This window comes from Pectobacterium wasabiae CFBP 3304, from assembly GCF_001742185.1.
GTDB lineage: Bacteria > Pseudomonadota > Gammaproteobacteria > Enterobacterales > Enterobacteriaceae > Pectobacterium > Pectobacterium wasabiae.
Genome location: NZ_CP015750.1, coordinates 3340092 through 3366747, shown reverse-complemented (window position 1 = coordinate 3366747; position 26656 = coordinate 3340092). Strand labels below are relative to the sequence as shown.

Here is a 26656-nt window from a genome sequence, read left to right as displayed (position 1 = left end):
AGATTGGAGAGGAACAAAGGGAGAACTAGCGAGAAGGGAGAAGATCAAACAACGTCAAAACCTCTTGAACCGACACTCCATCAATGAAGTATGGTTTATTTTCGTGTTTATCTGCGATCCCGCAGATAAACACGACAGATCTTACACGCTGGCCTTAATAAAAATCGCAGGCAGCAGCTTCGGACTGCGCCATCCATACCGGTTTATCGCTGGTTTTCAGCCAGACACGGTGTAGATAGCTGTAAAAACGTGCCCGATCGCGGCGGAACAGCATCACCGGTAACGTCAAGACGCCGATGGCAACCACGGCGGCGCGACGCAGGAGAATACGGTGCAAGGGATAAGTAGTATAAAGCGACATAACGATCCTCCTCAGGGATAAGCGCCCTTGTTCAGTGGCGCTTTTCATAACGATAAAATAAGAACTGTGATATTGGTTAAAATTTTACCGTCTTTCCTGAAAGTTTACTACTCATCGGACCAGAAAAAGACGAAATAATCGCCAACTTTTTCGTCATCACGTCATTAAGTTACAATAACGTTAACGATAAACTTACTATTAGTTAATTTATGGGCAAGAGGATGAGCATCATGTGTATTGCCGGATTAGCATATTAGGTGTCTCTTCAATCCCCTCGTTCTCCGATGGCAAAGCAAACGTTTGAAATCACCCGCCTGACCATTGACGCTCAAGTGGGCGAAGCGATGGTGATAGTCAACGCGCCTAACCAGAAGAATACCGATCATTTCAATCCAATGAGGGTTGAAAAAAGGGGTATAAATATTTAAATTAACTTTATATTTCTAAGGAGACGATAGCATGGATAGTTCTGAAACAATTCCGCAAAAACAGCTTAGAGCTTATTACACATCTTCGTTTATTCGTGTTTATCAGGCATATTCTGATGAAATAGCGGATAGTACGCTTGCGAATGGAAAATTTATCTCACCACCATTTAGCCTTTCTCGTATGACCTGGATTAAACCTTCATTTTTATGGATGATGTATCGTTCAGGTTGGGCTAAAAAAGATCCCGGCCAGAACCGAATTTTGGCAATAGACCTCACTCACAGTGGCTTCCGAGAAATTATCAACCAAGGCGTTCTTAGTCATCGTGCTGATGACAGTTGCCTATCCAATGATGAATGGAAGAAAAAAGTCACGGATTCCAACGTTGTTATTCAATGGGATCCTGAGCGTGATCTGCTGTTGAACAAATTGGATTATCGTACTATTCAAATTGGATTACGAGGAGAGGCAGTTAAACGTTACACAGAAGAATGGATAGTTGACATTCACGATATAACTGAACACGTTACTGAGATACACAATTTAGTTATATCAAATAGACTAAATGCAGCATATGATAAATTACCGCATGAAGAAATTTATCATATTTAACCATAGACCGTGGCATATATCATGGCTAGAAAACGGATTAAAATCCGCCTAAATCATTAGAACCCTCAATTCATACATGTTTTATCGCAGAACATGTTATTGTTTGTTTTGTGGCCTACCGAATGATGAATTTACTAATCTCTCTAGTTGGTTTTCAGCATTCAATTTAATGATTTCTATATCTGATTGACACAGCTCGGATAATTTAGATTTGGCATTCTCGTTATTTATTCTACCTAACGCCCATATACACTTTATTGCCAATGCATAACTATCGTCAAATGATAGGTATTCATAATTCTCTTGAATGGCTTTAAATAAACACTCCACACTGCTTTCTGAACTACTGTCCTGCAGCAAACTAGCAATATCCTCATGCTTATAATGCCAGTGTTCAAGTAACAAAAAATTTAGCTGTTCTACAGGAATGTCCTTTTCATTAAAAATAAAAATAAGCGTTATCGCATCTTCTAATTCATCGGCATTTTCTTTTTTTGATGCGATGTCTATTTCTTTTGAAATGAACGCAGCAGGGCTATAGCACCCAAGGTCAAATCTCTTAATTAACTCCTCTTTAGAAGAGTTTTGAGAGTAAAACTCATTGAGCAATGTCTTATTATATAAATTCATTTACCCCCCGTAATTTCAGCCACATTATAAACCATTTAGAGTTAACCATATCAAATACCTTATTATCCCCTATCGAGTTATATACATACCCATAGTTATTATTACCACCTAAAACACTATAGACCCCTGAGTTAAACAACCGTTAATACTGATGGATCAAAAATAACGATTTCATTAGCGTTTTTCTTCACCCCACAAGGTAAAAAACCCATTTTAAAAATATCGAACAACTCCTCAAGTTTATTGTTAACGCCCTCGCCTTTCAAATATCTCTGCACACTCAGCATCATTAACATATAATTGCACTCATCACCGACCTCCTTAACAAACTCATCATACTCAGAATTACCGGCCAGTCCTGCCTTTTTTCTTATAAGATATTCTTTCCTTTTCCTTATAGTTTCTTTTAATGTGTTATCATTCTCAGCTATGATTTTCTTAACGATATCTTTATGTGCTAAATCATAATTATCATCTAATATCAATTCTGATATTAGACCAGAAAAAAAATCATCCCAAATCCAATAACCTGAAGGTACGTCCTGGCTAAAAATAAGCCTTAAAGCATCATCTTTTTTCGCAATCACATCGTGTTTAAATGAGGATTTTTTAGATCCAGATAAAAACAATGGGTTTTTAAAAAACCGAATAGGTTCCATATAAAATTCAACTTGCTGATTCATTTCATCACCTTACTATATCTCTCCATAAATAAAACACGCTCTGCCTATTAATTTATCCTATATCCTTACCAAGCCAAGGATATCAACATTTTACATATTTTTATGTGGAGATCTCCACCGTCTACTTTCCATTTCAGCCCATTTTTATACTTTTTTTACGCCCACAGACGGGAAATTTGCACCTTCTTTTCCTGCTTTTCTCTACCCTCACGCTGTCTATTTTGTTCCGGAGGTGTGTTGTGACGCTCAGCATCGTCTTAGGCAGCCTGCTCGTGCTGCTGTTACTGGTCTATCTGGTTTATGCCTTGTTGAAGGCGGAGGAATTCTGATGGCCGCTGACGCTTTTTTACTGATCTTTGGCCTGCTGCTCACGGTGCTGATCGTAGCCCAGCCGTTGGGTAGTGGGCTGACTCGCCTGATTGAAGGCGAAACAGGGGTGTTCCTGCAAAAATTCGAAACGGGGATGGCGCGCTTCTTCGCTCTGGATACAACGGAGATGCGCTGGCAGCAGTATGCGATGGCTATTTTGACCCTCAACCTGCTCGGGATTGTCGTCCTGTTTGTGCTGTTAATGGCGCAGGGCTATCTACCGCTTAACCCAGAAAATATGCCGGGGCTGTCGTGGCATTTAGCGTTAAACACGGCTATCAGTTTTGTCACCAACACCAACTGGCAGGCTTACAGCGGTGAAAACACGCTGAGCTACCTGAGCCAGATGGTCGGACTAACGGTACAAAACTTCCTTTCTGCCGCCAGCGGTATTGCGGTGGCCTTCGCGTTAATCCGCGCATTTTCCCGTCGCTGTGTCGATACATTAGGCAACGCGTGGCTCGATCTGTTGCGTATCACGCTGTACGTGTTACTGCCGCTGTCTCTGCTGTTAGCGCTGTTCTTCGTCAGTCAAGGGGTGTTGCAGAACCTGCTGCCTTATCAACATTTAACCACGCTGGGCGGAACAGCCCAAACGCTACCAATGGGGCCTGTCGCCTCACAGGAAGCGATTAAACTGCTAGGCACCAACGGTGGCGGCTTCTTTGGCGCAAACTCGGCGCATCCGTTTGAAAACCCGACAGCACTGAGCAACATCGTGCAAATGCTGACGATCCTGCTGATTCCTACCGCGCTGTGCTTCGCCTTTGGTAAGGCCGTGAGCGACAAGCGTCAGGGTCATGCACTGCTGTGGGCGATGGCGCTGATCTTTATCGTCGCGGCTGCCGTCATGATGAAAATGGAGGTCACCGGTAACCCCCATCTACTGGCATTAGGGGCGGACAGCGCGGCAAATCTGGAAGGCAAAGAGACACGTTTTGGCGTACTGACGTCCAGCCTGTATGCCGTTGTCACCACCGCGACGTCAACAGGTGCGGTGAACGCCATGCATGACTCCTTCACGGCGCTCGGCGGTATGGTTCCCCTGTGGCTGATGCAGATTGGCGAAGTGGTGTTCGGTGGCGTCGGTTCAGGGTTGTACGGCATGCTGCTGTTTGTGCTTCTGACCGTCTTTATCGCTGGCCTGATGATTGGCCGCTCACCGGAATATTTGGGCAAAAAGATCGAAGTCTATGAGATGAAGATGACGGCGCTGGCGATTCTGATTCCCCCCGCACTGGTGTTGCTCGGCACCGCGCTGGCACTGAGTACAGAAGCCGGCCGCAGCGGCATTCTGAACCCCGGCGCGCACGGCTTTAGTGAAGTGCTCTATGCCGTGTCTTCCGCCGCGAACAACAACGGCAGCGCGTTTGCTGGCCTGAGCGTCAATACGCCGTTCTACAACGTGCTGCTCGCTGTCGCCATGCTGCTGGGCCGCTTTACCGTCATGCTGCCGGTGCTGGCTATCGCCGGTTCGCTGGTGGTGAAAAAGCGCCAGCCGGAAAGCAAAGGCTCATTGTCCACCCGTAGTCCGCTGTTTATCGGCATGCTCATCGCCATCGTTCTGCTAATTGGTGCGTTGACATTTATCCCTGCACTGGCGTTAGGGCCAGTTGCTGAACATTTACAGTTCGGCCTGACTCACTAAGGCTGGAGATTTTTTATGACTCGTCACACGATGAATCATCAGGCAACACAGGAACCGACCTCATCGCAACAGGGTGAGGCCTCCCGCCACGTTGGCAAACGTAAACAGCAAACGCTGTTCGACAGCACGTTAATCCGCTCAGCGCTAAAAGAGGCGCTGAAGAAACTCGACCCGCGCGTGCAGTGGCGCAACCCGGTTATGTTTGTGGTGTACCTCGGTAGCATGCTGACGAGCCTCGTCTGGCTGGCTATTCTGGCAGGTAAAACCGAAGGCAATGCTGTATTCACCGGACTGGTGACACTCTGGCTATGGTTTACCGTGCTGTTTGCCAACATGGCTGAAGCATTGGCGGAAGGCCGCAGCAAAGCACAGGCAAATGCGCTGAAAGGCGTAAAGAAAACCAGTTGGGCGAACAAGCTCTCTGCACCCAATCACAATGCCAGTTCGGAATCGGTTCCGGCTGACAGCCTACGTAAAGGCGATCTCGTACTGGTGAGCGCGGGTGAAACCATCCCGTGCGACGGTGAAGTGCTGGAAGGCGGTGCGTCCGTTGATGAAAGCGCCATTACCGGGGAATCCGCCGCCGTCATCCGTGAGTCCGGCGGCGATTTCGCTTCCGTCACTGGCGGTACGCGCGTGCTGTCCGACTGGTTAGTGATCCAGTGTAGCGTCAATCCGGGCGAAACCTTCCTCGACCGAATGATCGCCATGGTTGAAGGTGCGCAGCGTCGTAAAACGCCAAACGAAATCGCACTGACCATCTTGTTGATCGAGTTAACGCTCATCTTCCTATTGGCGACGGCCACGCTCTACCCGTTTTCATGGTTTGGTGTACAGGCTAATCACAGCGGTGATGTCGTCGACGTGACGGTACTTGTCGCCCTGCTCGTCTGTCTGATCCCAACCACTATCGGTGGCCTGCTGTCGGCTATCGGCGTAGCGGGGATGAGCCGAATGTTGGGAGCGAACGTCATTGCCACCAGCGGGCGGGCCGTCGAAGCGGCGGGCGATATCGACGTTCTGCTGCTCGATAAAACCGGCACCATTACGCTGGGTAACCGCCAGGCTTCCGCTTTTCTGCCTGCACCGGGCGTCACCGAGCAGGCGCTGGCTGACGCCGCACGTCTCGCGTCTTTGGCGGATGAAACACCCGAGGGCCGCAGCATCGTGGTGCTGGCAAAGCAGCGCTTTAATCTGGCGGAACAGGACTTACGCTCGCTGGACGCGACCTTTGTTCCCTTTACCGCCCAGACGCGCATGAGCGGTGTCAATTTCGGCCAACGTACCATTCGTAAAGGCGCTGTCGATGCCTTGCGTCGCTACATTGAAGCGAATAACGGCGATTTCCCACATCAGGTCGAGGAAGCGGTATCCAATGTGGCACGCAGTGGGGGAACGCCGCTGGTCGTTGCGGAAGGCAAACGCGTGCTCGGCGTGGTGGAACTGAAAGATATCGTGAAAAGCGGTATCAAAGCACGTTTCGCCGAACTGCGCAGCATGGGAATCAAAACCGTGATGATCACCGGTGACAACCCGCTCACGGCGGCGGCCATTGCCGCAGAAGCGGGCGTTGATGACTTTCTGGCGGAAGCGACGCCAGAAACCAAGCTGGAATTGATTCGCCAATATCAGGCCGAAGGCCGACTGGTAGCGATGACCGGCGACGGCACCAACGATGCTCCCGCACTGGCGCAGGCAGACGTGGCGGTTGCCATGAACTCCGGTACGCAGGCAGCAAAAGAAGCGGGCAACATGGTCGATCTGGATTCCAACCCGACCAAGCTGATCGAAGTGGTACATATCGGCAAGCAGATGCTGATGACACGCGGCTCGCTGACGACGTTCAGTATCGCCAACGACGTGGCGAAGTATTTCGCCATTATCCCGGCCGCTTTTGCTGCCACCTATCCGCAGCTCAATGCGCTCAACGTGATGCAGTTGCACTCCCCCACGTCGGCCATGCTGTCGGCGGTGATCTTCAACGCGCTGATTATTGTGTTTCTGATCCCGCTGGCGCTTAAAGGGGTTCGCTATCGCCCCATGAGCGCGGCAGCACAGCTAAGTCGCAATCTGTGGATTTATGGTCTTGGCGGGCTGCTGGTGCCGTTCCTTGGTATCAAGCTCATTGATATGTTACTGACCGGGCTGAATCTGGCTTAAGGACTGACGGGTATGCGCTATTTACGTTCTTCTTTGTGTTTATTCTTGTTATTAGTGTTGTTTACTGGTCTGGCGTACCCGCTGCTGACCACCGTGCTGGCACAGTGGCTGTTCCCAGCACAGGCAAATGGATCGCTGATTTATCGTGATAATGCCGTCGTCGGTTCATCTCTAATCGGGCAGCCGTTCAGCCAGGCGGGCTATTTTCAGGGACGTCCTTCCGCCACGTCAGATGCGCCCTATAACGCGCTAGCTTCCGGCGGTAGCAATTTGGCCGCCAGCAATCCGGCGCTGGATAAGCAGCTAAGTGAACGCGCCACTTATTGGCATCAGACCATCGGCAATCAGCAACCCATACCTACCGAGCTGTTGACAGCATCCGGCAGCGGGCTGGACCCGCAGATTTCCCCAGAGGCGGCTCGCTATCAGGCGCTCTACATCGCGCAGGCCAGAGGGATGTCGCTCCAGCAGATACAACAATTGATCGACCACTTTACCGAGTCGAGCAAGCCCGCGTTCATTGGGCAGCCGACGGTCAATGTCCTGTTGTTGAATCTGGCGCTGGATGAGGAAAAACCACTGCCTTAATCGACACTGCGTTACTATTAAAGATTATACGAAACCCCGCTGAGGCTGTAGGCAGAGAGCTTCGCGCGGTGGTAATGAGATTATCTGCGGCCTGACATCGGTTCAGGCCGCGCCAATAAAGGATAGCTCATGATTGACGGTGAAGATCGTCGCCCGGACCCCGATAGCCTGCTGGCTCAGATCGGTACACTGCCGCGTGGCAAGCTGAAAATCTTTTTTGGTGCCTGCGCGGGCGTAGGGAAAACCTATGCCATGTTGCAAGAAGCGCAACGGCTGCGGGCACAGGGATTGGATATTCTTGTCGGTGTGGTCGAAACCCACGGCCGCAGTGAAACTGCCGCGCTGCTGGATGGGTTACCGCAACTGCCGCTCAAGCACCTTCGCCATCACGGTCGCCACACTGTCGAATTCGATCTGGATGCCGCGCTGGCACGCTGTCCGGCGCTGATTCTGATCGACGAACTGGCACACAGCAACGTGAGTGGATCGCGTCACCCCAAACGCTGGCAGGATGTGCAGGAACTGCTCGATGCCGGTATCGATGTCTTTACCACGGTGAACGTCCAGCATCTGGAAAGCCTGAATGACGTGGTCGGCGGTGTCACCGGCATCAAAGTGCGGGAAACGGTGCCAGATCCGATTTTCGATCAGGCCAGCGAAGTCATTTTGGTGGATCTGCCACCGGACGATCTGCGGCAACGTCTGAATGAAGGCAAAGTGTATTTGCCGCTCCAGGCAGAACGCGCCGTCGAGAACTTTTTTCGTAAAGGCAATTTAATCGCCCTGCGCGAGCTGGCACTGCGGCGTCTGGCCGATCGGGTTGACGATCAAATGCGCGCTATGCGTGCGGGACAAGGTCGCGAGCAGGTCTGGCATACCCGCGATGCCATTCTGTTATGCATCGGTCACGGCACCGGCAATGAAAAGCTGGTGCGCACCGCAGCACGGCTAGCGGCACGCTTAGGCAGCGCCTGGCACGCGGTTTATGTCGAAACCCCGCGCTTACATCGCTTACCCGAACCGCAGCGGCGTGCCATTTTGCGGGCACTCAAGCTAGCACAAGATCTCGGAGCTGAAACCGTTACGCTATCGGAACCCGACGAAGAGCTTGCCGTCCTGCGTTATGCGCGTGAGCACAACCTCGGCAAAATTGTCATTGGTCGCCATGTGGAACAGCGCTTCGGCTGGTGGTGGCGCACTCGCTTTGCCGAACGACTCGGCAGATTGGGGCCCGATCTCGATCTGGTTGTCGTAGCCGTACAGGATGACCCGCCTGCCGCACCAATTAAAACGCCCGATGCTCGCGGGCTGGTAGAAAAATGGCGCATGCAGTTATTCGGTTGCGGGTTGGCAACGTTACTATGTGCCTTTATCACCCTACTCGCTTCATGGTCACCGTTTGCCATGCTGGAATCGGTTAATCTGGTGATGATTTATCTGCTGGCTGTCGTCATTGTCGCGCTATTCTTCGGTCGTTGGCCATCGGTATTCGCCGCCGTCATCAACGTCGCCAGTTTCGATCTCTTTTTCATTTTGCCGCGCGGTACGTTTGCCGTGTCGGATGCACAATATCTGCTTACCTTTGCCGTGATGCTCGGCGTCGGCCTGCTGGTCGGTAATCTGACGGCAGGCGTGCGCTATCAGGCCAGGGTCGCTCGTTATCGCGAGCAGCGCGTCCGCCATCTGTATGAGATGTCCAAGGCGCTGAACCGTAGCCTGTCCAGCACGGATATCGTCGAAACCAGCCAGCATTTCCTCAGCACCACGTTTCAGGCCAAGATCGCCGTGCTGTTGACCGATAGCCTGCCCCCCATTTCACCCGACCGCCAGCAGCCCACGCGGGATCACCAGTCCTTGATTGTTGATAACGCTATCGCACGTTGGAGCGTCGATCACCGTGCGCCTGCCGGTGCGGGGACATCCACCCTGCCTGGTGTGTCGTATCAGGTTCTGCCACTCACCACCACGCAGCAAACCTTTGGCGTGCTGGCGATTGAACCCAATAACGCGCGGCAGTTGATGATTCCCGAGCAGCAGCGACTGCTGGAAACCTTTACCGTGCTGATCGCGAATGCGCTGGAGCGTCTGCACCTGATGCAAAGCACGGAAAATGCCCGGCTGGATGCCGAGCGTGAGCAGTTGCGTAACTCGCTGCTTGCCGCGCTCTCGCACGATCTGCGCACGCCGCTGACGGTACTCTTTGGTCAGGCCGAGATTCTGACGCTGAATCTGGCGAGTGAAGGCTCGCCTTATGCACCGCAAGCCAACCAGATCCGCCAGCACATTTTGAACACCACACGGCTGGTGAATAATCTGCTCGATATGGCACGTATTCAGTCGGATGGTTTTAACCTGCGCAAAGAGTGGCAAACACCTGAAGAATTAATCGGCAGTGCTCTGCAACAGTTGGAAAGCGCACTGGCGAAAAACACCATTCAGGTTAATCTACCTGATGAGATGGTTCTGGTTTATTGTGATGCGGGGCTAGTGGAACGCGTGTTCATTAACCTGTTGGAGAATGCGCTGAAGTACGCCGGAGAGCAGGCCACGATCGTCATTACGGCACACGCTATTCCGCAGACCGATATGCAGGAAAATGCACTGGAAATCATCGTGCAGGATAATGGGCCGGGGATTGAGCACGGCCAAGAAAGCATGATTTTTGATAAATTTTCCCGTGGTCACAAAGAGTCATCGATTCCCGGCGTCGGGCTGGGGCTGGCGATCTGTCGAGCCGTTATAGAAATACACGGTGGCCGTATCTGGGCAAGCCATACTGAAAATGGTGGTGCAGCCTTCCATTTCACGCTACCCCTGTCGGCACCGCCGGATCTTGAACCAGAAGAGATTGAGGAGCACTAAATCCATTGCAGGCCACTATTCTGATCGTCGAAGATGAAAAAGAGATCCGTCGTTTTGTTCGTCAGGCGCTGGAAGGCGAAGGCTGTCGCGTGTTTGATGCAGAAACGATGCAGCGCGGCCTGCTGGAAGCGGCCACGCGCAAACCCGATCTGATCATTCTCGATTTAGGCCTGCCGGACGGCAACGGTATCGACTATATCCGTGATTTACGTCAGTGGAGCAGCCTGCCCGTAATTGTGCTGTCTGCCCGTACCGACGAGCAGGATAAAATAGAGGCGCTGGATGCTGGTGCCGATGATTACCTGACTAAACCATTTGGCATCGGCGAGTTACTGGCACGGTTGCGCGTCGCACTGCGTCGCCACAGCCATACTCAGCAGGAAACGCCGCTGGTGAGCTTCGGTACGATCACCGTAGATTTGCTTAATCGGCAGGTGAACCGCGACGGTCAGGAACTGCACCTGACGCCCATCGAATTTCGTCTGCTGGCAACCTTACTTGCCAACCCCGGCAAAGTACTGACGCAGCGCCAGCTCCTGACGCAAGTCTGGGGGCCAAACGCCGTCGAGCACAGCCACTATCTGCGTATTTACATGGGGCATCTGCGGCAAAAGCTGGAAAGCGATCCTGCAAGACCGCGCCATCTCTTGACTGAAACCGCTATCGGTTATCGATTTATGCCGTAAAATCATCTTTCTGTATCAGGCAACGCCCGTGGAGAATTTCTCTCGCGGTACGCGCCTGCCTTTTCTTCAGGGATACACCGTCATGAGTAGTTGGTTAATTTATGCTTTGTTGTCTGCCGTATGTGCCGCGATGGTCGCAATATTTGGCAAGATCGGTCTGCAAAATTTGGACGCCAATACGGCGACCGCGATTCGTGCCGTCATCATGGCACTTTTTCTGGTGGGGGTAGTCGTCGCACAAGGTAAGCTGGCGCTGGTCGGTGAGGTTATCGCGAATAAGAAAGCGCTGTTGTTCATTGTGCTCAGCGGCGTCGCGGGGGCGCTATCGTGGCTGTTCTACTTTGTCGCCTTGAAGAACGATAACGTCGCACAGGTCGCGCCGATCGATAAACTCAGCGTGGTCTTCGCGGTCGTTCTGGCAGTCATACTGCTGGGAGAAAAAATTTCACTGATGGCGGGAGCCGGCGTGGCACTGATTTCCGTCGGAGCGCTGCTGGTCGCGTTGGGATAAACCTATTCTACAAAAGTTACTGACAAAACCCGCAGAGCGGTAGTAACGGATAGATCGTAAAGGCGCTGCAAGCAGCGCCTTTTCACTTATTTGGCGCTTGCCAGCACCGCACTAACAATCTCTACCGCTTCTTTTTCGATTCGCTCGCGGTGTTCCACCCCGAGGAAACTTTCACAGTAGATCTTGTAGGCTTCTTCCGTACCGGAAGGGCGCGCAGCAAACCAGCCATTCTCCGTCATCACTTTCAGGCCACCAATTGATGCCCCGTTACCCGGCGCGGCGGTCAGGCGAGCAGTAATCGGATCACCCGCCAACGTGCTGGCTGACACCTGCTCAGGCGACAGTTTAGACAGCACAGCTTTTTGTGCATGCGTTGCAGAAGCTTGAATACGGTTGTAGCTCGGCGCACCAAAGCGCTGTGCCAGCTCATCATAATGCTGCTGCGGGTTTTTACCCGTCACGGCCGTAATTTCCGCGGCCAGCAGACACAGGATGATCCCGTCTTTGTCCGTTGACCACGGCGTACCGTCAAAGCGCAGGAAGGAAGCCCCCGCGCTCTCTTCACCACCGAAGCCAAAGCTGCCGTCATACAGGCCATCAACAAACCATTTGAAGCCAACCGGCACTTCCACCAGCTTACGGCCCAGGTCTGCCACCACGCGGTCGATCATCGCACTGGATACCAGCGTTTTGCCGACAGCAACAGACTGCCCCCACTGTGGACGGTGCTGGAACAGATAGTCGATCGCCACCGCCAGATAGTGGTTAGGATTCATCAGCCCTGCCGGGGTGACAATACCGTGGCGGTCATAGTCAGGATCGTTGGCAAACGCCAGATCGAATTTATCACGCAGCGCCAGCAATCCAGCCATGGCAAATTCTGACGAGCAATCCATACGGATTGCTCCGTCGTGATCCAGCGACATAAAGCGGAATGTCTGATCGACGGCGTCATTAACCAGCGTCAGATCCAGCTTGTAGTGCTCTGCGATACGCTGCCAATAGGCAATACCGGAACCACCCAGCGGGTCAACACCCAGTTTCAGACCGGCGCGTTGAATCGCCGCCATGTCTACCACGCTAGCCAGACCTTCTACATAAGCCTGAACCAGATCCTGCTCGTGGACATGTCCGCTTTTCAGCGCCTGATCCAGCGTAATGCGTTTCACGTCACGCAGTTCATCTGCCAGCAGCGCATTCGCGCGCGTCTCAATCACGCTAGTGAGATTAGTATCCGCAGGACCGCCATTCGGTGGATTATATTTGATACCGCCATCTTCCGGCGGGTTGTGGGACGGCGTAATCACAATGCCGTCCGCCAGCGCGCCACCCTGACGATTGTGAACCAAAATCGCGTTAGACACCGCAGGCGTTGGGGTAAAACCATTATCCAACTGAACAATGACATCCACACCGTTGGCAGCCAACACTTCCAGCACGGAAATAAACGCTGGCTCGGAGAGCGCGTGGGTATCTTTCCCTACATAGCACGGGCCGCTGATGCCCTGCTTTTTGCGTTCTTCTGCAATGGCCTGCGCAATTGCCAGAATGTGCGGTTCATTAAAGCTATGACGCCCGGCGCTACCACGATGGCCAGACGTACCGAATTTCACCGCATGCGCGGTATTGCCGACTTCCGGGCGCAGCACATAATATTGTGACGTTAACTGTGCCACATTAATCAAATCGCTCTGCTGGGCAGGCTGCCCGGCCCTTGGGTGATTAGCCATTGGCGCTTCTCCCTAACGCTGTAGTTAGTGTAGTTAGATAAGTGGTTAGTGTTCCCCCCTCATCCTTCAAGTTACTTGTGCGTTGACTTCACGCCACTCGAATTATGTAGGGGATAGATAGATGATTAGATGGTTCCGCACACTTTTTCAGTGAGTTCCGCAGGGAACTGCATCGTCAGCATAATGTGCTCAACCATACTGCGTTTACGACCCGTATTCGTGTTGGTAATCACCCAGTATGGCGTGCCCGGAATATGTTTAGGCTTTGTGTGTGTGCCATGCTGAAGCAATGTTTGTTGGTCGCCCGCGAAATAGACCCGGGTCCGGCCATGAAGCGATTCCGTCGCAGCAGCAAATTCCTGCGGCGCCAGGGTATATAGCGAGCACAAAACCAACATAAAGCGATTAATGGCCTTATTTTGTTCAGCGTATTCATCTGACAGCAGCAGCTCACGCAGGGTGCGAACCCGATCGCGCGGGCTTGGCGCAGTGGCAGGCTGAGACACAGCCGTTGCCGTCGCCTCTACCGCTGGCGTACTAACCGGCTGCCCAGCAGTAAATTTCAGCATGCGTCGTAAAATATCCGATGCGCTCTCACCAATATGCTGTGTGTGGCTGGCAATATAACGATAAAGCTCTTCGTCGACTTCAATAGTTTTCATCTTTATCCAGTGCTGTTTTTACCCACTATCGTACAGATTACAGAGAGGTTCCCTTCTGCAACCCGACATCAATGGGTAGATGACTCAAATCAAAAGGATTATACAGGCGTTCAAACATTATCGAACAGCGGCATAACGGGACAATACCAAAAGTCAGACTATGCCCCAATGCCTTTCACATCCATTCAAGTAGCTATACGTGTCTCTTACCGTTCCTTCAGTGACAACATTGCTTCTAAAGTCATGATACCCTAAGCCAATGTCTCTCTGAATGAACTTCACCATGAAATTGAATCATCGCTGGCAAAATGCGCACCAGCCCACAGATAAACGTCCTGTTGTTCTGATTCATGGCCTGTTTGGCACACTGGATAACCTTGGTGTACTAGGTCGAGAGTTGCAAAACACACATGACATCCTGCAAATCGATTTACGCAATCACGGTTTGTCTCCACGTTCATCGCAGATGAACTACCCCGCGATGGCGCAGGACGTGTTGGCGCTGCTGGACGAACTGAATATCGAACGTGCTATTGTTATTGGCCATTCGATGGGTGGAAAAGTCGCTATGGCACTCAGCGCTCTTATTCCTGAACGGCTGGACAAACTGATCGCGATTGATATCGCACCAGTGGATTATCAGGTACGCCGCCATGACACTATTTTTGCCGCACTACGCGCCGTAACGGAAGCAGGCCTGACATCACGCGCAGAAGCGACAGCACTCATGCGCCAACATATAAAAGAAGAAGGCGTAATTCAGTTTTTACTGAAATCCTTCCAGCAGGGAGAGTGGCGTTTTAACGTACCCGTTTTGTGGGATGAATACGAAAACATCGTTGGTTGGCAAGAGGTTCCAGCCTGGCAAGGGCCAATATTGTTCATCCGCGGCGGCGATTCCCCCTATCTGGACGATCGCTACCGTGATTCGCTGCTGCGTCAGTTCCCCGCGGCGCGGGCGCACGTTGTCAGCGGAGCGGGTCACTGGGTTCACTCAGAAAAACCCGATGCCGTTTTGCGCGCTATCCACCGTTTTCTGGACGCGAATTAACCAGACCATACACACACTGGCGGATTCATGGCAACAGCGGCAGTTAACCGTTGTCGCCGCCAGTGCGGCTAGGGTATGATGGCGTCCGCAGTAGAGGGACGGCTGATTCAGCCACAAGTCATTGTAACCACTTCACCAAAGTGCACGCGTAATTTCCCGGTATGCTCCACAGATAGCCAAACCGCACCCTGACAATCCTATTGCAGAGTGAGAGTAGGCATCGATTTTATCTGTAGGACAGCACGGGCAGCCCGGTGTATTTTGGTCCGAATACCTTGCAGTATCATTACTTATGGCAAAAGAACAAACGGATCGCACTACACTGGATCTGTTCGCAGATGAGCGTCGTCCGGGCCGCCCCAAGACCAACCCGCTCACACGTGACGAACAACTAAGAATTAACAAGCGTAATCAACTACGTCGCGATAAAGTGCGTGGCTTGCGCCGTGTTGAATTAAAGATTAACAGCGACGCTGTGGATATCCTGAACAGCCTTGCTGAGCAGCGGAACATTAGCCGCAGTGAATTGATTGAAGAGATGCTGCTGGCACAGTTGGCCGAACAGCAGCCCTGATTGACGTAACGCGATATTCATATAGTGCGGGTTTCATCTCTTGCGCGGCGCCATCTCTGACGCCGCCTGAACGTTCATCCGAGACTAAAAACACGCCCCCGGATTAAAACAACAGTTAGAATTTTTCCCAGTTGTCGCTACTCGCTGGCAGCGCCTTGCTTGCACGCGGGGCAATCACTGGCGATTTTTGCACCGGTTTTGCAGCCACTTGCAGCGCTGACTGCGAATCGGACAGTTGGAACAGGGACACGGTCTGGTTCAACAACGCCGCCTGCTCTTCCAAAGACAACGCTGCCGAAGAGGCCTGTTCAACCAACGCGGCATTTTGCTGCGTTACGCTGTCCATTTCCGCCACAGCCTGACCAACCTGTGCGATGCCTTTGCTCTGTTCTTCCGATGCCGAGGCAATTTCACCCATAATATCGGTCACGTTGGTAACCGCGCGGACGATATCCTGCATGGTGTCACCTGCATCGCTAACCAGATTAGAGCCGGTATCCACGCAGCGAACCGATTCAGAAATCAGCCCTTCAATCTCTTTCGCCGCCTGCGCACTACGCTGCGCCAAGCTACGTACTTCCCCGGCTACCACGGCAAAACCACGCCCTTGTTCGCCCGCACGCGCCGCTTCTACCGCCGCGTTCAGCGCCAGAATATTGGTCTGGAAAGCAATGCCGTTAATCACGGTGGTGATTTCTGCAATTTTTCTTGAGCTGCCAGAGATTTCAGCCATGGTTTTCACCACGTTCTCAACTATTTCACCGCCCTTCTTCGCCGTTGTTGAGGCTTGCAGTGCCAGTTGACTGGCATGGTTGGCGTTTTCGGCGTTCTGTTTCACCGTCGCCGTCAGTTGCTCCATGCTAGCAGCGGTTTCTTCCAGCGCGGAAGCCTGCTCTTCGGTACGTGATGACAGATCGTTGTTACCCGCTGCGATCTCAGAAGCTCCCTGATAGATGGAGTCCGTGCTGTTTCTGATGGTACTAACGGTGCTCGCCAAACTCCCCTGCATTTCACGCAGCAGTGGAAATAGGCGGCCAACGCAGTTATTACCAAAGTCCAGAATCGGTTTACCCAGATGACCAGAGGCAATCACGCTAAAGTGATAGCGCAGGTCATTCAACGGGCGAACCAAGCACACCACCAGATAGCGATCGGTTAGGAACAGCATGATAAGGCCGATAAACAGCCCGCTCAGCAAAATGTTCTGTCCAACCGTGGTGATTTGTTCAAAGCGAACCCCCGCTGCAGCGAATTTCTCTGCGCTGGCGTTACTGAATGCGGATAGGGACGCGCCAAACTGGCGACTCAATGGCGGCACAACATTCTTGGCCTGATTTTGGTAATCATCCAGCGCGTTGGCAACGGCCTTTTGATAAAGCGGTTCAACGCCTTGAACAACCAGATTATTCCAGTCACGACTGACAGCCTGCACCAGAGCATTATCCAGGCTCGCATGATCGATGGCATTAAACGCCACCAAATCAGTCTTTAGTTTATCCAGCGCGACGAGTGCAGAGGCCTGCTCTTTATCAGCAGTCGCATTATCACCACTGCGACGCGCATCTACCGCGCGCGCCAGACGGGTCACCATACGAAAGTATTGATCGTTGCCCTGGTTGATGAAATTCATGTTCTGAACCAGCAAGGTGCTGGTTTTTGAGGTTGCAGTCATCTCTTTAAAAGAGAACAGGGTATATATCGATACGCCCCCCCAAAGAACGCAAAAAATGCCCAGCACCCATAGCATAGCGGTTCTGATGGCAATATTTTTAATAAGTCTCATAGCTCACTCCAAATCAGGAAAATGGTTAAAAAGATTTTTATCGCTAATCAACCAATATGAATCAGAAAATTCACACAATAAAACAGACCACTTCTCCCTAGCGTTCACATTTCACCAAGTTGAAAACTCAAAAACCACGCTAGTTCATCGGCTAAATACAGAGAATATTTAGCACTCTTGCTATATTTATTAATATAATTTTTCACACTGAGAATGAATTCACCTATTTTTATAAATATACGGTTTTTAATCAGAGGGTTGAAAGCAAAGCGACGGCCACCCGCGTCCCTTGTGCGCTGGCGTGGATACGCACTTAGACGGAGAAGCAATTTACGCATCATTTTCATTTTATTCTTTAACATCAAAAGCTAAAGATTTCTTCTTCAAGGCTGCATCGTTTCAGCTACAAATGGTTATAATTCTTATCTTCTTTTATTAGGAATATTCCCTAAAAATGTTACAAATTTTCAATTCAGTAAAAACATTATCTTTTGTATGCATTTTAATTTCCCAGAGTAGAGATGTATCGTTCCGTGACTTTCATTTCTGACAAAAAGAAGTCTGCTTTTAATTACAACTGAAACGAACCATGAAATAAAAATACCATTCATAAAAAATGAAACATCATTGCAAATAAATAACCTTGGTAGTGTTAGGGCTATGCGTGTCTGATCTCGAAAGGTAATATGACCATACTATTACCATGGGTAATTTAGCACCAGAAGATCAGCGCTTCGTTCCTTTTATCGCCCCCCGCATTTTGCATGCTCTTGATTTACGCCTCCGTACCGATACGAGTTTCTCCTAATGTGAGTGTCTGTTATTATTAACAGATAAGTGGGTGAAATATTACACCATACCATTAAGAATCAAGAGGTTATTCAATTCATGGCACTCATCGGAATATTCTTTGGCAGTGATACGGGCAACACGGAAAACATCGCCAAAACGATCCAACAGCAGTTAGGCACCAACGTTGCTGATGTTCATGACATCGCCAAAAGTAGCAAAGAAGACCTAGAAGGTTTCGATATTCTGCTGTTAGGTATTCCAACCTGGTATTACGGTGAAGCTCAGTGCGATTGGGATGACTTCTTCCCTTCGTTGGAAGAGGTTGATTTCACCGGAAAATTGGTTGCTCTGTTTGGCTGCGGCGATCAGGAAGACTATGCGGAATACTTCTGTGATGCCATGGGGACTATTCGCGACATCATTGAACCTCGCGGAGCGACGATTGTCGGTCACTGGCCAACAGAAGGTTATTACTTTGAAGCGTCTAAAGGACTTGCCGACGATAATCACTTCATTGGTTTGGCTATCGATGAAGACCGTCAGCCTGAATTGACCAGCGAGCGCGTGACGACGTGGGTGAAACAGATCGGCGATGAACTGAATCTGAAAGAGCTGGTTGGCTAAGCCATTTTGGCTCTGATAATTCCTATCAGAGCCAAAATAGTATCGATAGGTAAAACCTTTCACAATAATTGACACATTTTTTTAACTTCTATCAGTAAACCTGTACAATAATCCCATCGGTTTTATACGCGCTTTACCTTTTCCTCATTCATCAACAACGGATTGCGTTGTATATCAATAGTGTGAGTGGGGACAATATTGTTAACATTCCCTTGTTTTCATTTTGTATGCGCGGTTCTATAATTGAGACGCGTTTGCATTTTTTGAGCCGACCGATGTCATAGGCTAGGCAGCCTCCATTGATAAGTAAGCTACAGGACTAAACCCGCATGACTGACAACAATACCGCATTGAAGAAGGCCGGCTTGAAAGTCACTCTTCCAAGACTGAAAATACTGGAAGTGTTACAGGATCCTGTCTGTCATCACGTCAGTGCGGAAGATTTATATAAGAGACTGATTGATATGGGCGAAGAGATTGGTCTTGCTACCGTCTATCGCGTACTCAACCAGTTTGATGATGCTGGTATCGTAACCCGTCATAACTTCGAAGGTGGCAAATCCGTCTTTGAATTGACGCAGCAGCATCATCACGACCACTTAATTTGCCTCGACTGTGGCAAAGTCATTGAATTCCGCGATGAATCTATCGAAGCACGTCAGCGTGAGATCGCAGAAAGACACGGCATTAAACTGACCAACCACAGTTTGTATCTCTATGGGCATTGCAGTGAAGGGGATTGTCGAGAAGACGAAACCCTGCATGAGTCCACACGATAAATCGACCGCATAAAAAAATAAAACCGCCGAGGCGGTTTTATTTTTATCTTCTACTTCGTGACTTTAGCCAACCCAAGTATCGCGCAGCCCGACCGTTCGGTTAAACACCAGATGTTCTGTACTGGAGTAAACACGATCGGCACAGAAGTAACCTTCGCGCTCAAACTGATACGCCTTCTCTACTTCCGCTTGTGCCAAACTCGCTTCGACAAAACCTTGCGTAACTTTCAGTGAGTCTGGGTTAATCGTCGACAGGAAATCATCCGCCGCGCCAGGATTTGCCACACTGAATAAACGATCGTACAAACGGAATTCTGCTGGCACGCCATGCGCCGTAGAGACCCAGTGGATAACCCCCTTCACTTTACGGCCGTCAGCCGGATCTTTGCTCAGCGTTTCCGCATCATAGCTGCAATAGATCGTAGTGATAGTGCCCTGCTCGTCTTTTTCAATGCGATCGGCTTTGATCACATAGGCATTACGCAGACGAACTTCTTTACCCAACACCAGACGTTTGTACTGCTTGTTGGCTTCTTCACGGAAATCAGCGCGATCGATGTAAACTTCACGGCTGAATGCCACCTGACGTGAGCCCATTTCCGGCTTATTAGGATGGTTTGGCATCGCAACAAACTCTTCGTGCCCAGCGGGCAGATTCTCGATCACGACCTTGACCGGATCTAGCACTGCCATCGCACGCGGAGCATTTTCATTCAGATCGTCACGGATGCAGGATTCAAGCGCGGCCATTTCCACGTTATTGTCCTGCTTCGTTACGCCGATGCGCACACAGAATTCACGGACGGAAGCCGCACTATAGCCACGACGACGCAGGCCTGAGATGGTCGGCATACGCGGGTCATCCCAGCCTTCAACCACATTTTCCACGACCAGTTGATTCAGCTTACGCTTGGACATAATCGCGTATTCAAGATTGAGGCGGGAGAATTCGTACTGACGTGGGTGGCAAGGAATCGTGATGTTATCCAGAACCCAGTCGTACAGACGGCGGTTATCTTGGAATTCCAACGTACACAGAGAATGCGTGATCCCTTCCAGCGCATCAGAAATGCAGTGGGTGAAGTCATACATTGGGTAGATGCACCACTTGTTGCCGGTCTGGTGATGATCGGCAAACTTAATACGATACAGCACCGGATCACGCATCACGATAAAGGATGATGCCATATCGATTTTTGCACGTAGACAAGCAGTACCTTCTGCAAACCCGCCGTTACGCATTTTTTCAAATAGCGCCAGGTTTTCCTGCACGGTACGATCGCGATAAGGGCTGTTTTTGCCCGGAGCCGTCAACGAACCACGGTATTCACGAATCTGATCGGCCGTCAGCTCATCAACGTAAGCCAGCCCTTTACCGATCAGCTCAACCGCATAAGCGTGCAGTTGATCGAAATAATCAGAAGAATAACGAACGTTACCGCTCCATGAAAAACCCAGCCACTCGACGTCACGTTTGATCGACTCAACGTATTCGATATCTTCTTTTACCGGATTGGTGTCGTCAAAACGCAGGTTGCACTGCCCTTGATAGTCACGCGCGATCCCAAAATTCAGACAAATAGATTTGGCATGCCCAATATGCAGATAACCGTTCGGCTCTGGCGGGAAACGCGTCTGAATATGGTCATGCTTACCGGATGCCAGATCTTCATCAATAATCTGACGGATAAAGTTAGTCGGGCGGGCTTCAGCCTCACTCATTCTTCATTCCTCAATGCTAAAACGACGTATAACCGACAATGATCCAACAAGCTACGCAGGGAAACAACCGTTAATTATTCATAACGAAAAAAAGGGGCGAGATTGCTATCTCACCCCCCTAGTTTCATCGATATAACACGGCGTTACACAGGCATCGTCATTATATTACGCCTTGTCATGCTCCGCTTTCAGCGCCGTTGCTATCGACTCAGCCTGCGTGCCCACCACAATCTGTACGCTTTGTTTATTCAGGCGAATAACACCCGCAGCACCAAGACGTTTCGCCTGTGCATCATCAACCAGAGAGGAATCAACCACGTTCAAACGCAAACGTGTGATACAGGCGTCGATACCAACCAGGTTGGCTTTGCCACCAAGCGCCTGCAAATACCCCAGTGCCAACGCCGCCGTATCGTTTGACTTCTTGCCCGCAGACGCCTTAATCACGTCATAGCCATCTGCCTCGCTACCGCTTACCGCCAGCTCACGTCCCGGCGTTAACAGATTGAAGCGAGTGATGGTAAAGCGGAACACCACGTAGTAAATGACGAAGAATACCAGCCCCTGCGCTATCAACATGTACCACTGGGTTGCCAGCGGATTACGCGAAGACAGCACCATATCCACCAGACCGGCGCTGAAACCAAAACCGGCGATCCACTGCATACTGGCTGCAATAAATACGGAAAAACCTGTCAGTAACGCATGCAGGAAATACAGCACTGGCGCGACAAACATAAACGAAAATTCCAGCGGCTCGGTAATCCCAGTGAAGAATGAAGCAAATGCCGCCGCCAGCATAATCCCGGCTACTTTGCTTTTGTTCTCTGGGCGCGCACAGTGGTAAATCGCTAGCGCAGCTCCCGGCAGGCCGAACATCATGATCGGGAAGAAACCCGCCTGATAACGGCCCGTGATCCCCACTACGGCTTTACCAGAATCGATAGACTGTTGGCCAGCCAGGAAGTTAGGAATATCGTTGATACCCGCGACATCAAACCAGAACACGGAATTCAGCGCATGGTGTAATCCAACAGGGATCAGTAAGCGGTTAAAAAAGGCATAAACCCCAGCACCAGCCGACCCTAACTGTTGGATGTGTTCACCAAACGACACCAGTGCATTGTAAATGACAGGCCAGACGTACATTAAAATGAACGCCACCAGAATCATCAGGAAAGAAACCAGAATCGGTACCAAACGCCGCCCACTGAAGAAAGAGAGCGCTTTAGGCAATTCAACCTGGCTGAAACGGTTATACAGTTCAGCCGACATCACACCGACGAGAATCCCGATGAACTGGTTTTCAATCTTGCCAAACGCAGCCGGCACCAGTTCAACGGGAATTCGTTGAATCATCGCGACCACAGCAGGTGAACACAGTGTAGTCAGCACCAGATAACCAACAAAACCGGTCAATGCGGCCGCACCATCCTTATCTTTCGACATGCCGTAAGCGACACCGACTGCAAACAGCACCGCCATATGCCCAATGATCGCCTCACCCGATTTGATGAGAAGTGCCGCCAACGCGTTTTCACTTCCCCAGCCAACCGGATCAATCCAATAACCTATCCCCATCAGGATAGCGGCAGCAGGCAGCGTCGCGACAGGCACCATCAATGCCCGGCCAACTTTTTGTAAATAGCTAAGAATACTCACGTTTCCCTCTCTTACCTTTGCGAGGTAAATGAAATGTTGTGGGGCAAACAAACCTGCCAATAAATTTCACTGCCAAAAATTTCACTGTCGAACAGCGTCACATTGTCGAAAAACCATGACCTGCGGTGGTTCTTAGGAACAGTGTAAGAAAAATAATTCGCTACACAAATTAATCCCCATAATTATGTGATAAAAATCACCAAAAAACTGCATACGAAAACTTTATATCTGAATAAAACCCCAACTTATTTCAAGATTAAAAAAAACGGAGTAGACTAATTTTAATACATAGAGAACGCGTGCCACTGGCACGATTTACGCGATAACGTATTTAATTCCACTAGAAATCAGGAGAGCGCCGATGAGACTCATCCCCTTAACTACCGCCGCAGACGTCGGAAAATGGGCCGCCCACTACATCGTTGAGAAAATTAACGCTTTCAAACCCAGTCCAGAGCGCCCTTTTATCCTTGGCTTACCGACAGGTAGCTCACCACAGGAAGCCTATAAATCGCTGGTCGCCATGCACAAAGCCGGTCTGGTGAGCTTCAAACACGTTGTGACCTTCAATATGGATGAATACGTCGGCCTGCCAACCGATCACCCAGAAAGCTATCATACCTTCATGCATCAGAATTTCTTCAATCACGTTGATATTCCGCGTGAAAACATTAACCTGTTGAACGGCAACGCAGAAGACACCACAGCAGAATGTCGCCGCTATGAAGAGAAAATAAAATCCTACGGGAAGATTCATCTTTTCATGGGCGGCGTGGGCAATGATGGGCACATCGCCTTCAATGAACCCGCTTCCTCTCTGGCTTCCCGCACCCGCATCAAAACGTTGACGGAAGAAACCCGTATTGCGAATTCCCGTTTCTTCGGCGGGGACGTCAGTTTGGTGCCCAAATTTGCCCTGACCGTTGGCGTTGGTACATTGCTGGATGCCGAAGAAGTGATGATTCTGGTGACCGGACGCAACAAAGCGCAAGCGCTACAGGCTGCGGTAGAAGGCAACGTCAACCACATGTGGACCATCAGTTGTCTGCAACTCCATGCTAAAGCCATCATGGTTTGTGATGAGCCTTCAACGATGGAGTTAAAGATAAAAACCGTTAAGTATTTCCGTGAGTTAGAAACGGAAAGTATGAGAAATCTCTAACCGATCGCGGGAGTTGATGATGTACGCGTTAACCCATAGCCGGATTTTCACCGGCCATCAGATTTTGGATAATCACGCCGTTGTGATTGCCGATGGGCTGATCGAACGGATCTGCCCACTTGCCGATCTCTCTTCTGGCATTGAACAACACGACCTGGGCGGTGCGTTCCTCGCTCCTGGATTTATCGATCTCCAGTTGAACGGTTGTGGTGGTGTGCAGTTCAACGATTCGCTGGAAACGATATCTGTCAAAACGTTGGAAATCATGCAGCAGGCAAACCAGCGCTCGGGCTGTACCAGCTTTTTACCTACGCTAATTACGTCCAGCGACGCGTTCATGAAGCACAGCGTCAACGTAATGAGAGACTGGCTGGCGCAGAATAAGCATCAGGCGCTTGGGCTGCATCTCGAAGGCCCGTGGCTGAACGTAATAAAAAAAGGCACACATGACCCAGCCTTTATCCGCAAGCCAACGCAAGAACTCGTCAACTTTCTGTGCGCCAACGCGGGTGCGATTACGAAAATTACGCTGGCACCGGAAGAAGTCGAACCGGCCGTTATCCGTCAGTTAACTGCGGCGGGTATCATCGTCTCTGCTGGACATTCTAACGCGACCTGGGAACAGGCTAAGCAGGGTTTTGCCGCCGGTATTCGTTTCGCCACTCACCTGTTCAACGCCATGCCGTATCTGACTGGCCGCGAGCCTGGACTCGTTGGCGCAATTTACGATGCCCCAGAAGTCTATTGCGGCATTATCGCGGATGGACGACACGTAGACTGGGCCAACATTCGCAACAGTAAACGCATCAAGGGCGATAAACTAGTGTTGGTTACCGACGCCACCGCACCGGCGGGCGCAGATATTGACCAGTTCATTTTTGCTGGTAAAACCATATACTACCGTGATGGCATTTGTGTTGATGAAAACGGCACCCTGAGCGGTTCGGCACTGACTATGATTGACGCCGTACGTAATAGCGTCGAACACGTTGGTATCGCACTGGATGAAGCAATTCGGATGGCGACGCTCTATCCCGCTCGTGCCATCGGTGTCGACAAACAGCTAGGCAGCATTGAAAGCGGTAAAGTGGCGAACCTGACCGCCTTTGACCGTGATTATCACATTCTCAAGACATTTGTTAACGGCAACCCAGTTTGGGGGTAAAGCGAAGCGTCTTGGGGTAACGCAGAAATACGTTGGGAAAACCAAATAAGGTTTCCCCAACGTTGAGTTAAACCTAAGCGAGTACTTCTTAATGACCACAGGCGGACAGGCGCAGATAGGGAATGTCGATCTGGTTAAGCAATTAAACAGCGCGGTGGTTTACCGCCTGATTGATCAGCAAGGCCCGATCTCACGGATTCAGATAGCAGAGCAGAGCCAACTTGCTCCCGCCAGCGTCACCAAAATCACCCGCCAACTTCTGGAACGCGGGCTCATCAAAGAAGTCGATCAGCAGGCTTCCACTGGTGGCAGACGCGCCATTTCGATTACCACCGAAAATCGTCCTTTCCATAGCATCGCCGTTCGTCTCGGTCGTTATGACGCCACCATTGCGCTGTACGATTTACAGGGAAAAGCCCTGGAAGAAGCGCACTACGAACTGCAAGAAAACACGCAGGAGACGTTGGAGGCCACGCTTTTTCAATCTATCAGCGACTTCATTACCAGCCACCAGCGCCGCATTCGCGAGCTTATTGCGATTTCTGTGGTGCTGCCGGGATTGGTTGATCCCGTTGCGGGTATTGTCCGCTATATGCCGCACATCAGCGTGGATAACTGGCAACTGGTTGAAAACCTGCAACGTCGCTTCAACGTCACCAGTTTTGTCGGTCACGACATCCGCAGTCTGGCGTTGGCAGAACACTACTTCGGTGCAACACACGACTCGTTAGATTCTATTCTGGTACGTGTCCATCGGGGTACAGGCGCGGGGATTCTCGTCAACGGGCAAATTTTTCTTGGCAGTAACGGCAACGTGGGTGAGATCGGTCATATTCAGATCGATCCACTCGGCGATCGTTGCCACTGTGGTAATTTCGGCTGTCTGGAAACCGTCGTCGCCAACAGTGCGATTGAACAACGCGTACAGCATCTGCTGCGCCAAGGTTACCCCAGCAAACTTTCTGCAGATAACGCGACGATTTCTACGATTTGCAAAGCAGCGAATCGAGGCGATGCGCTCGCCCGTGAGGTCATCGAACAGGCCGGGCTTAATCTCGGCAAAGCGCTTTCCATCGCGATCAACCTGTTCAACCCTCAGAAAGTCGTGATTGCTGGTGAAATCACCGCAGCAGAAAAAACGCTACTTCCTGCCATCCAGCGCTGTATCAATTCTCAGGTGCTGAAGGAATTTCGTCATAATCTACCGATTGAGGTCTCAAGCCTTAACCATCTTTCCGCTATCAGCGCCTTCTCCTTAGTTAAACGTGCGATGCTAAACGGCGTGCTGCTGCAGCAATTACTCGAAAACGCTTGATTCCCTTTCTGGCCGGATTATGTAATCACTAAAAATCCGGCCTTTCCCCTTCATTAATTTGACGATTAAACATTAAATCCGTCAAAAAATTAACGA

At 50.6% G+C, this 26656-nt stretch carries 25 protein-coding genes; 16 read left to right on the top strand and 9 right to left on the bottom strand.

The window, feature by feature from the left end; translation table 11 throughout:
- Nucleotides 1–154: 154 nt before the first annotated feature.
- Nucleotides 155–361 (bottom strand): YbfA family protein, encoded by a 207-nt coding sequence (locus tag A7983_RS15210; RefSeq protein ID WP_005973866.1) that lies wholly within the window; start codon nt 359–361, stop codon nt 155–157.
- Between the two features lie 284 nt (nt 362–645).
- On the opposite strand from A7983_RS15210, the gene A7983_RS23955 reads away from it, so the two are divergent.
- Both A7983_RS23955 and A7983_RS15205 read left to right on the top strand, forming a co-directional pair.
- On the top strand, nt 646–789 hold the full coding sequence (locus A7983_RS23955) for a hypothetical protein (protein WP_156105175.1): 144 nt from the start codon (nt 646–648) through the stop codon (nt 787–789).
- A 31-nt stretch (nt 790–820) separates the two neighbouring features.
- Nucleotides 821–1402 carry a DUF4291 domain-containing protein gene (locus tag A7983_RS15205; RefSeq protein ID WP_005973865.1) on the top strand — a complete coding sequence of 194 codons (582 nt, stop codon included), beginning with the start codon at nt 821–823 and terminating at the stop codon, nt 1400–1402.
- 96 nt (nt 1403–1498) lie between these two features.
- Here A7983_RS15205 and A7983_RS15200 read toward each other — a convergent pair whose 3' ends face one another.
- The gene (locus tag A7983_RS15200) at nt 1499–2032 is read right to left on the bottom strand and encodes a hypothetical protein (RefSeq protein ID WP_005973864.1); all 534 of its coding nucleotides are present in this window, start codon (nt 2030–2032) and stop codon (nt 1499–1501) included.
- A 131-nt stretch (nt 2033–2163) separates the two neighbouring features.
- Nucleotides 2164–2715 (bottom strand): hypothetical protein, encoded by a 552-nt coding sequence (locus A7983_RS15195; RefSeq protein WP_005973862.1) that lies wholly within the window; start codon nt 2713–2715, stop codon nt 2164–2166.
- A 239-nt stretch (nt 2716–2954) separates the two neighbouring features.
- Here A7983_RS15195 and kdpF point away from each other — a divergent pair, with 239 nt between their 5' ends.
- The 7 genes from kdpF (at nt 2955) to A7983_RS15160 (ending at nt 11539) form a co-directional block, all read left to right on the top strand.
- A complete protein-coding gene (gene kdpF, locus A7983_RS15190; RefSeq protein ID WP_039477570.1) occupies nt 2955–3044 on the top strand; it encodes a K(+)-transporting ATPase subunit F in 90 nt (29 codons plus the stop codon).
- Complete coding sequence (kdpA, locus tag A7983_RS15185; RefSeq protein ID WP_005973861.1) at nt 3044–4732, top strand: potassium-transporting ATPase subunit KdpA; 1689 nt, start codon at nt 3044–3046, stop codon at nt 4730–4732. Before kdpF ends, kdpA begins: the two co-directional genes overlap by 1 nt.
- A gap of 15 nt (nt 4733–4747) precedes the next feature.
- Nucleotides 4748–6892: a potassium-transporting ATPase subunit KdpB gene (kdpB, locus tag A7983_RS15180; protein WP_005973860.1), complete on the top strand. Its 2145-nt coding sequence runs from the start codon at nt 4748–4750 to the stop codon at nt 6890–6892.
- A 12-nt stretch (nt 6893–6904) separates the two neighbouring features.
- The gene (gene kdpC / locus A7983_RS15175; protein WP_005973859.1) at nt 6905–7480 is read left to right on the top strand and encodes a potassium-transporting ATPase subunit KdpC; all 576 of its coding nucleotides are present in this window, start codon (nt 6905–6907) and stop codon (nt 7478–7480) included.
- 129 nt (nt 7481–7609) lie between these two features.
- Nucleotides 7610–10342 (top strand): two-component system sensor histidine kinase KdpD, encoded by a 2733-nt coding sequence (gene kdpD, locus A7983_RS15170; protein ID WP_005973858.1) that lies wholly within the window; start codon nt 7610–7612, stop codon nt 10340–10342.
- Between the two features lie 5 nt (nt 10343–10347).
- Nucleotides 10348–11028, top strand: a complete 681-nt coding sequence (gene kdpE, locus A7983_RS15165; RefSeq protein WP_005973857.1) for a two-component system response regulator KdpE — start codon at nt 10348–10350, stop codon at nt 11026–11028.
- Nucleotides 11029–11110: 82 nt separating this feature from the next.
- Nucleotides 11111–11539, top strand: a complete 429-nt coding sequence (locus A7983_RS15160; protein WP_039477574.1) for an EamA family transporter — start codon at nt 11111–11113, stop codon at nt 11537–11539.
- A gap of 86 nt (nt 11540–11625) precedes the next feature.
- Here A7983_RS15160 and pgm read toward each other — a convergent pair whose 3' ends face one another.
- Both pgm and seqA read right to left on the bottom strand, forming a co-directional pair.
- Nucleotides 11626–13269 carry a phosphoglucomutase (alpha-D-glucose-1,6-bisphosphate-dependent) gene (pgm, locus tag A7983_RS15155; RefSeq protein WP_005973853.1) on the bottom strand — a complete coding sequence of 548 codons (1644 nt, stop codon included), beginning with the start codon at nt 13267–13269 and terminating at the stop codon, nt 11626–11628.
- Between the two features lie 125 nt (nt 13270–13394).
- Nucleotides 13395–13931 carry a replication initiation negative regulator SeqA gene (seqA, locus tag A7983_RS15150; protein ID WP_005973851.1) on the bottom strand — a complete coding sequence of 179 codons (537 nt, stop codon included), beginning with the start codon at nt 13929–13931 and terminating at the stop codon, nt 13395–13397.
- A gap of 283 nt (nt 13932–14214) precedes the next feature.
- On the opposite strand from seqA, the gene ybfF reads away from it, so the two are divergent.
- Nucleotides 14215–14982: an esterase gene (ybfF, locus tag A7983_RS15145; protein WP_039477576.1), complete on the top strand. Its 768-nt coding sequence runs from the start codon at nt 14215–14217 to the stop codon at nt 14980–14982.
- Between the two features lie 292 nt (nt 14983–15274).
- Nucleotides 15275–15556: a LexA regulated protein gene (gene ybfE / locus A7983_RS15140; RefSeq protein WP_005973848.1), complete on the top strand. Its 282-nt coding sequence runs from the start codon at nt 15275–15277 to the stop codon at nt 15554–15556.
- A 115-nt stretch (nt 15557–15671) separates the two neighbouring features.
- Here ybfE and A7983_RS15135 read toward each other — a convergent pair whose 3' ends face one another.
- Nucleotides 15672–17339, bottom strand: coding sequence for a methyl-accepting chemotaxis protein (locus A7983_RS15135; protein ID WP_005973847.1), 1668 nt, complete (start codon nt 17337–17339; stop codon nt 15672–15674).
- Nucleotides 17340–17443: 104 nt separating this feature from the next.
- Nucleotides 17444–17686 carry a hypothetical protein gene (locus A7983_RS15130; RefSeq protein WP_039477595.1) on the bottom strand — a complete coding sequence of 81 codons (243 nt, stop codon included), beginning with the start codon at nt 17684–17686 and terminating at the stop codon, nt 17444–17446.
- Nucleotides 17687–18227: 541 nt separating this feature from the next.
- On the opposite strand from A7983_RS15130, the gene fldA reads away from it, so the two are divergent.
- Both fldA and fur read left to right on the top strand, forming a co-directional pair.
- Nucleotides 18228–18755 (top strand): flavodoxin FldA, encoded by a 528-nt coding sequence (fldA, locus tag A7983_RS15125; protein ID WP_005973844.1) that lies wholly within the window; start codon nt 18228–18230, stop codon nt 18753–18755.
- Between the two features lie 329 nt (nt 18756–19084).
- Entirely contained in the window at nt 19085–19534 is a 450-nt protein-coding gene (fur, locus tag A7983_RS15120; protein WP_005973843.1) for a ferric iron uptake transcriptional regulator, read from the top strand.
- Between the two features lie 63 nt (nt 19535–19597).
- Here the strand turns inward: fur and glnS are convergent, their stop codons facing one another.
- On the bottom strand, nt 19598–21256 hold the full coding sequence (gene glnS, locus A7983_RS15115; RefSeq protein ID WP_005973840.1) for a glutamine--tRNA ligase: 1659 nt from the start codon (nt 21254–21256) through the stop codon (nt 19598–19600).
- Nucleotides 21257–21421: 165 nt separating this feature from the next.
- Nucleotides 21422–22918 (bottom strand): N-acetylglucosamine-specific PTS transporter subunit IIBC, encoded by a 1497-nt coding sequence (gene nagE, locus A7983_RS15110; protein WP_005973837.1) that lies wholly within the window; start codon nt 22916–22918, stop codon nt 21422–21424.
- A gap of 361 nt (nt 22919–23279) precedes the next feature.
- Between nagE and nagB the strand changes: the two genes are divergently transcribed.
- From nagB to nagC, 3 genes are all read left to right on the top strand, one after another.
- Nucleotides 23280–24080, top strand: coding sequence for a glucosamine-6-phosphate deaminase (nagB, locus tag A7983_RS15105; protein ID WP_005973835.1), 801 nt, complete (start codon nt 23280–23282; stop codon nt 24078–24080).
- Between the two features lie 19 nt (nt 24081–24099).
- On the top strand, nt 24100–25245 hold the full coding sequence (gene nagA, locus A7983_RS15100) for an N-acetylglucosamine-6-phosphate deacetylase (protein WP_005973832.1): 1146 nt from the start codon (nt 24100–24102) through the stop codon (nt 25243–25245).
- Nucleotides 25246–25336: 91 nt separating this feature from the next.
- Nucleotides 25337–26560 carry a DNA-binding transcriptional regulator NagC gene (gene nagC, locus A7983_RS15095; RefSeq protein WP_005973830.1) on the top strand — a complete coding sequence of 408 codons (1224 nt, stop codon included), beginning with the start codon at nt 25337–25339 and terminating at the stop codon, nt 26558–26560.
- The last annotated feature ends 96 nt before the right edge of the window (nt 26561–26656 follow it).

Coding starts and splice junctions, on each gene's coding strand:
- A7983_RS15210 (WP_005973866.1), bottom strand. CDS start 361: ATGTCGCTTTATACTACTTATCCCTTGCACCGTATTCTCCTGCGTCGC.
- A7983_RS23955 (WP_156105175.1), top strand. CDS start 646: ATGGCAAAGCAAACGTTTGAAATCACCCGCCTGACCATTGACGCTCAA.
- A7983_RS15205 (WP_005973865.1), top strand. CDS start 821: ATGGATAGTTCTGAAACAATTCCGCAAAAACAGCTTAGAGCTTATTAC.
- A7983_RS15200 (WP_005973864.1), bottom strand. CDS start 2,032: ATGAATTTATATAATAAGACATTGCTCAATGAGTTTTACTCTCAAAAC.
- A7983_RS15195 (WP_005973862.1), bottom strand. CDS start 2,715: ATGAATCAGCAAGTTGAATTTTATATGGAACCTATTCGGTTTTTTAAA.
- kdpA (WP_005973861.1), top strand. CDS start 3,044: ATGGCCGCTGACGCTTTTTTACTGATCTTTGGCCTGCTGCTCACGGTG.
- kdpB (WP_005973860.1), top strand. CDS start 4,748: ATGACTCGTCACACGATGAATCATCAGGCAACACAGGAACCGACCTCA.
- kdpC (WP_005973859.1), top strand. CDS start 6,905: ATGCGCTATTTACGTTCTTCTTTGTGTTTATTCTTGTTATTAGTGTTG.
- kdpD (WP_005973858.1), top strand. CDS start 7,610: ATGATTGACGGTGAAGATCGTCGCCCGGACCCCGATAGCCTGCTGGCT.
- A7983_RS15160 (WP_039477574.1), top strand. CDS start 11,111: ATGAGTAGTTGGTTAATTTATGCTTTGTTGTCTGCCGTATGTGCCGCG.
- pgm (WP_005973853.1), bottom strand. CDS start 13,269: ATGGCTAATCACCCAAGGGCCGGGCAGCCTGCCCAGCAGAGCGATTTG.
- seqA (WP_005973851.1), bottom strand. CDS start 13,931: ATGAAAACTATTGAAGTCGACGAAGAGCTTTATCGTTATATTGCCAGC.
- ybfF (WP_039477576.1), top strand. CDS start 14,215: ATGAAATTGAATCATCGCTGGCAAAATGCGCACCAGCCCACAGATAAA.
- ybfE (WP_005973848.1), top strand. CDS start 15,275: ATGGCAAAAGAACAAACGGATCGCACTACACTGGATCTGTTCGCAGAT.
- A7983_RS15135 (WP_005973847.1), bottom strand. CDS start 17,339: ATGAGACTTATTAAAAATATTGCCATCAGAACCGCTATGCTATGGGTG.
- A7983_RS15130 (WP_039477595.1), bottom strand. CDS start 17,686: ATGAAAATGATGCGTAAATTGCTTCTCCGTCTAAGTGCGTATCCACGC.
- fldA (WP_005973844.1), top strand. CDS start 18,228: ATGGCACTCATCGGAATATTCTTTGGCAGTGATACGGGCAACACGGAA.
- fur (WP_005973843.1), top strand. CDS start 19,085: ATGACTGACAACAATACCGCATTGAAGAAGGCCGGCTTGAAAGTCACT.
- glnS (WP_005973840.1), bottom strand. CDS start 21,256: ATGAGTGAGGCTGAAGCCCGCCCGACTAACTTTATCCGTCAGATTATT.
- nagB (WP_005973835.1), top strand. CDS start 23,280: ATGAGACTCATCCCCTTAACTACCGCCGCAGACGTCGGAAAATGGGCC.
- nagA (WP_005973832.1), top strand. CDS start 24,100: ATGTACGCGTTAACCCATAGCCGGATTTTCACCGGCCATCAGATTTTG.
- nagC (WP_005973830.1), top strand. CDS start 25,337: ATGACCACAGGCGGACAGGCGCAGATAGGGAATGTCGATCTGGTTAAG.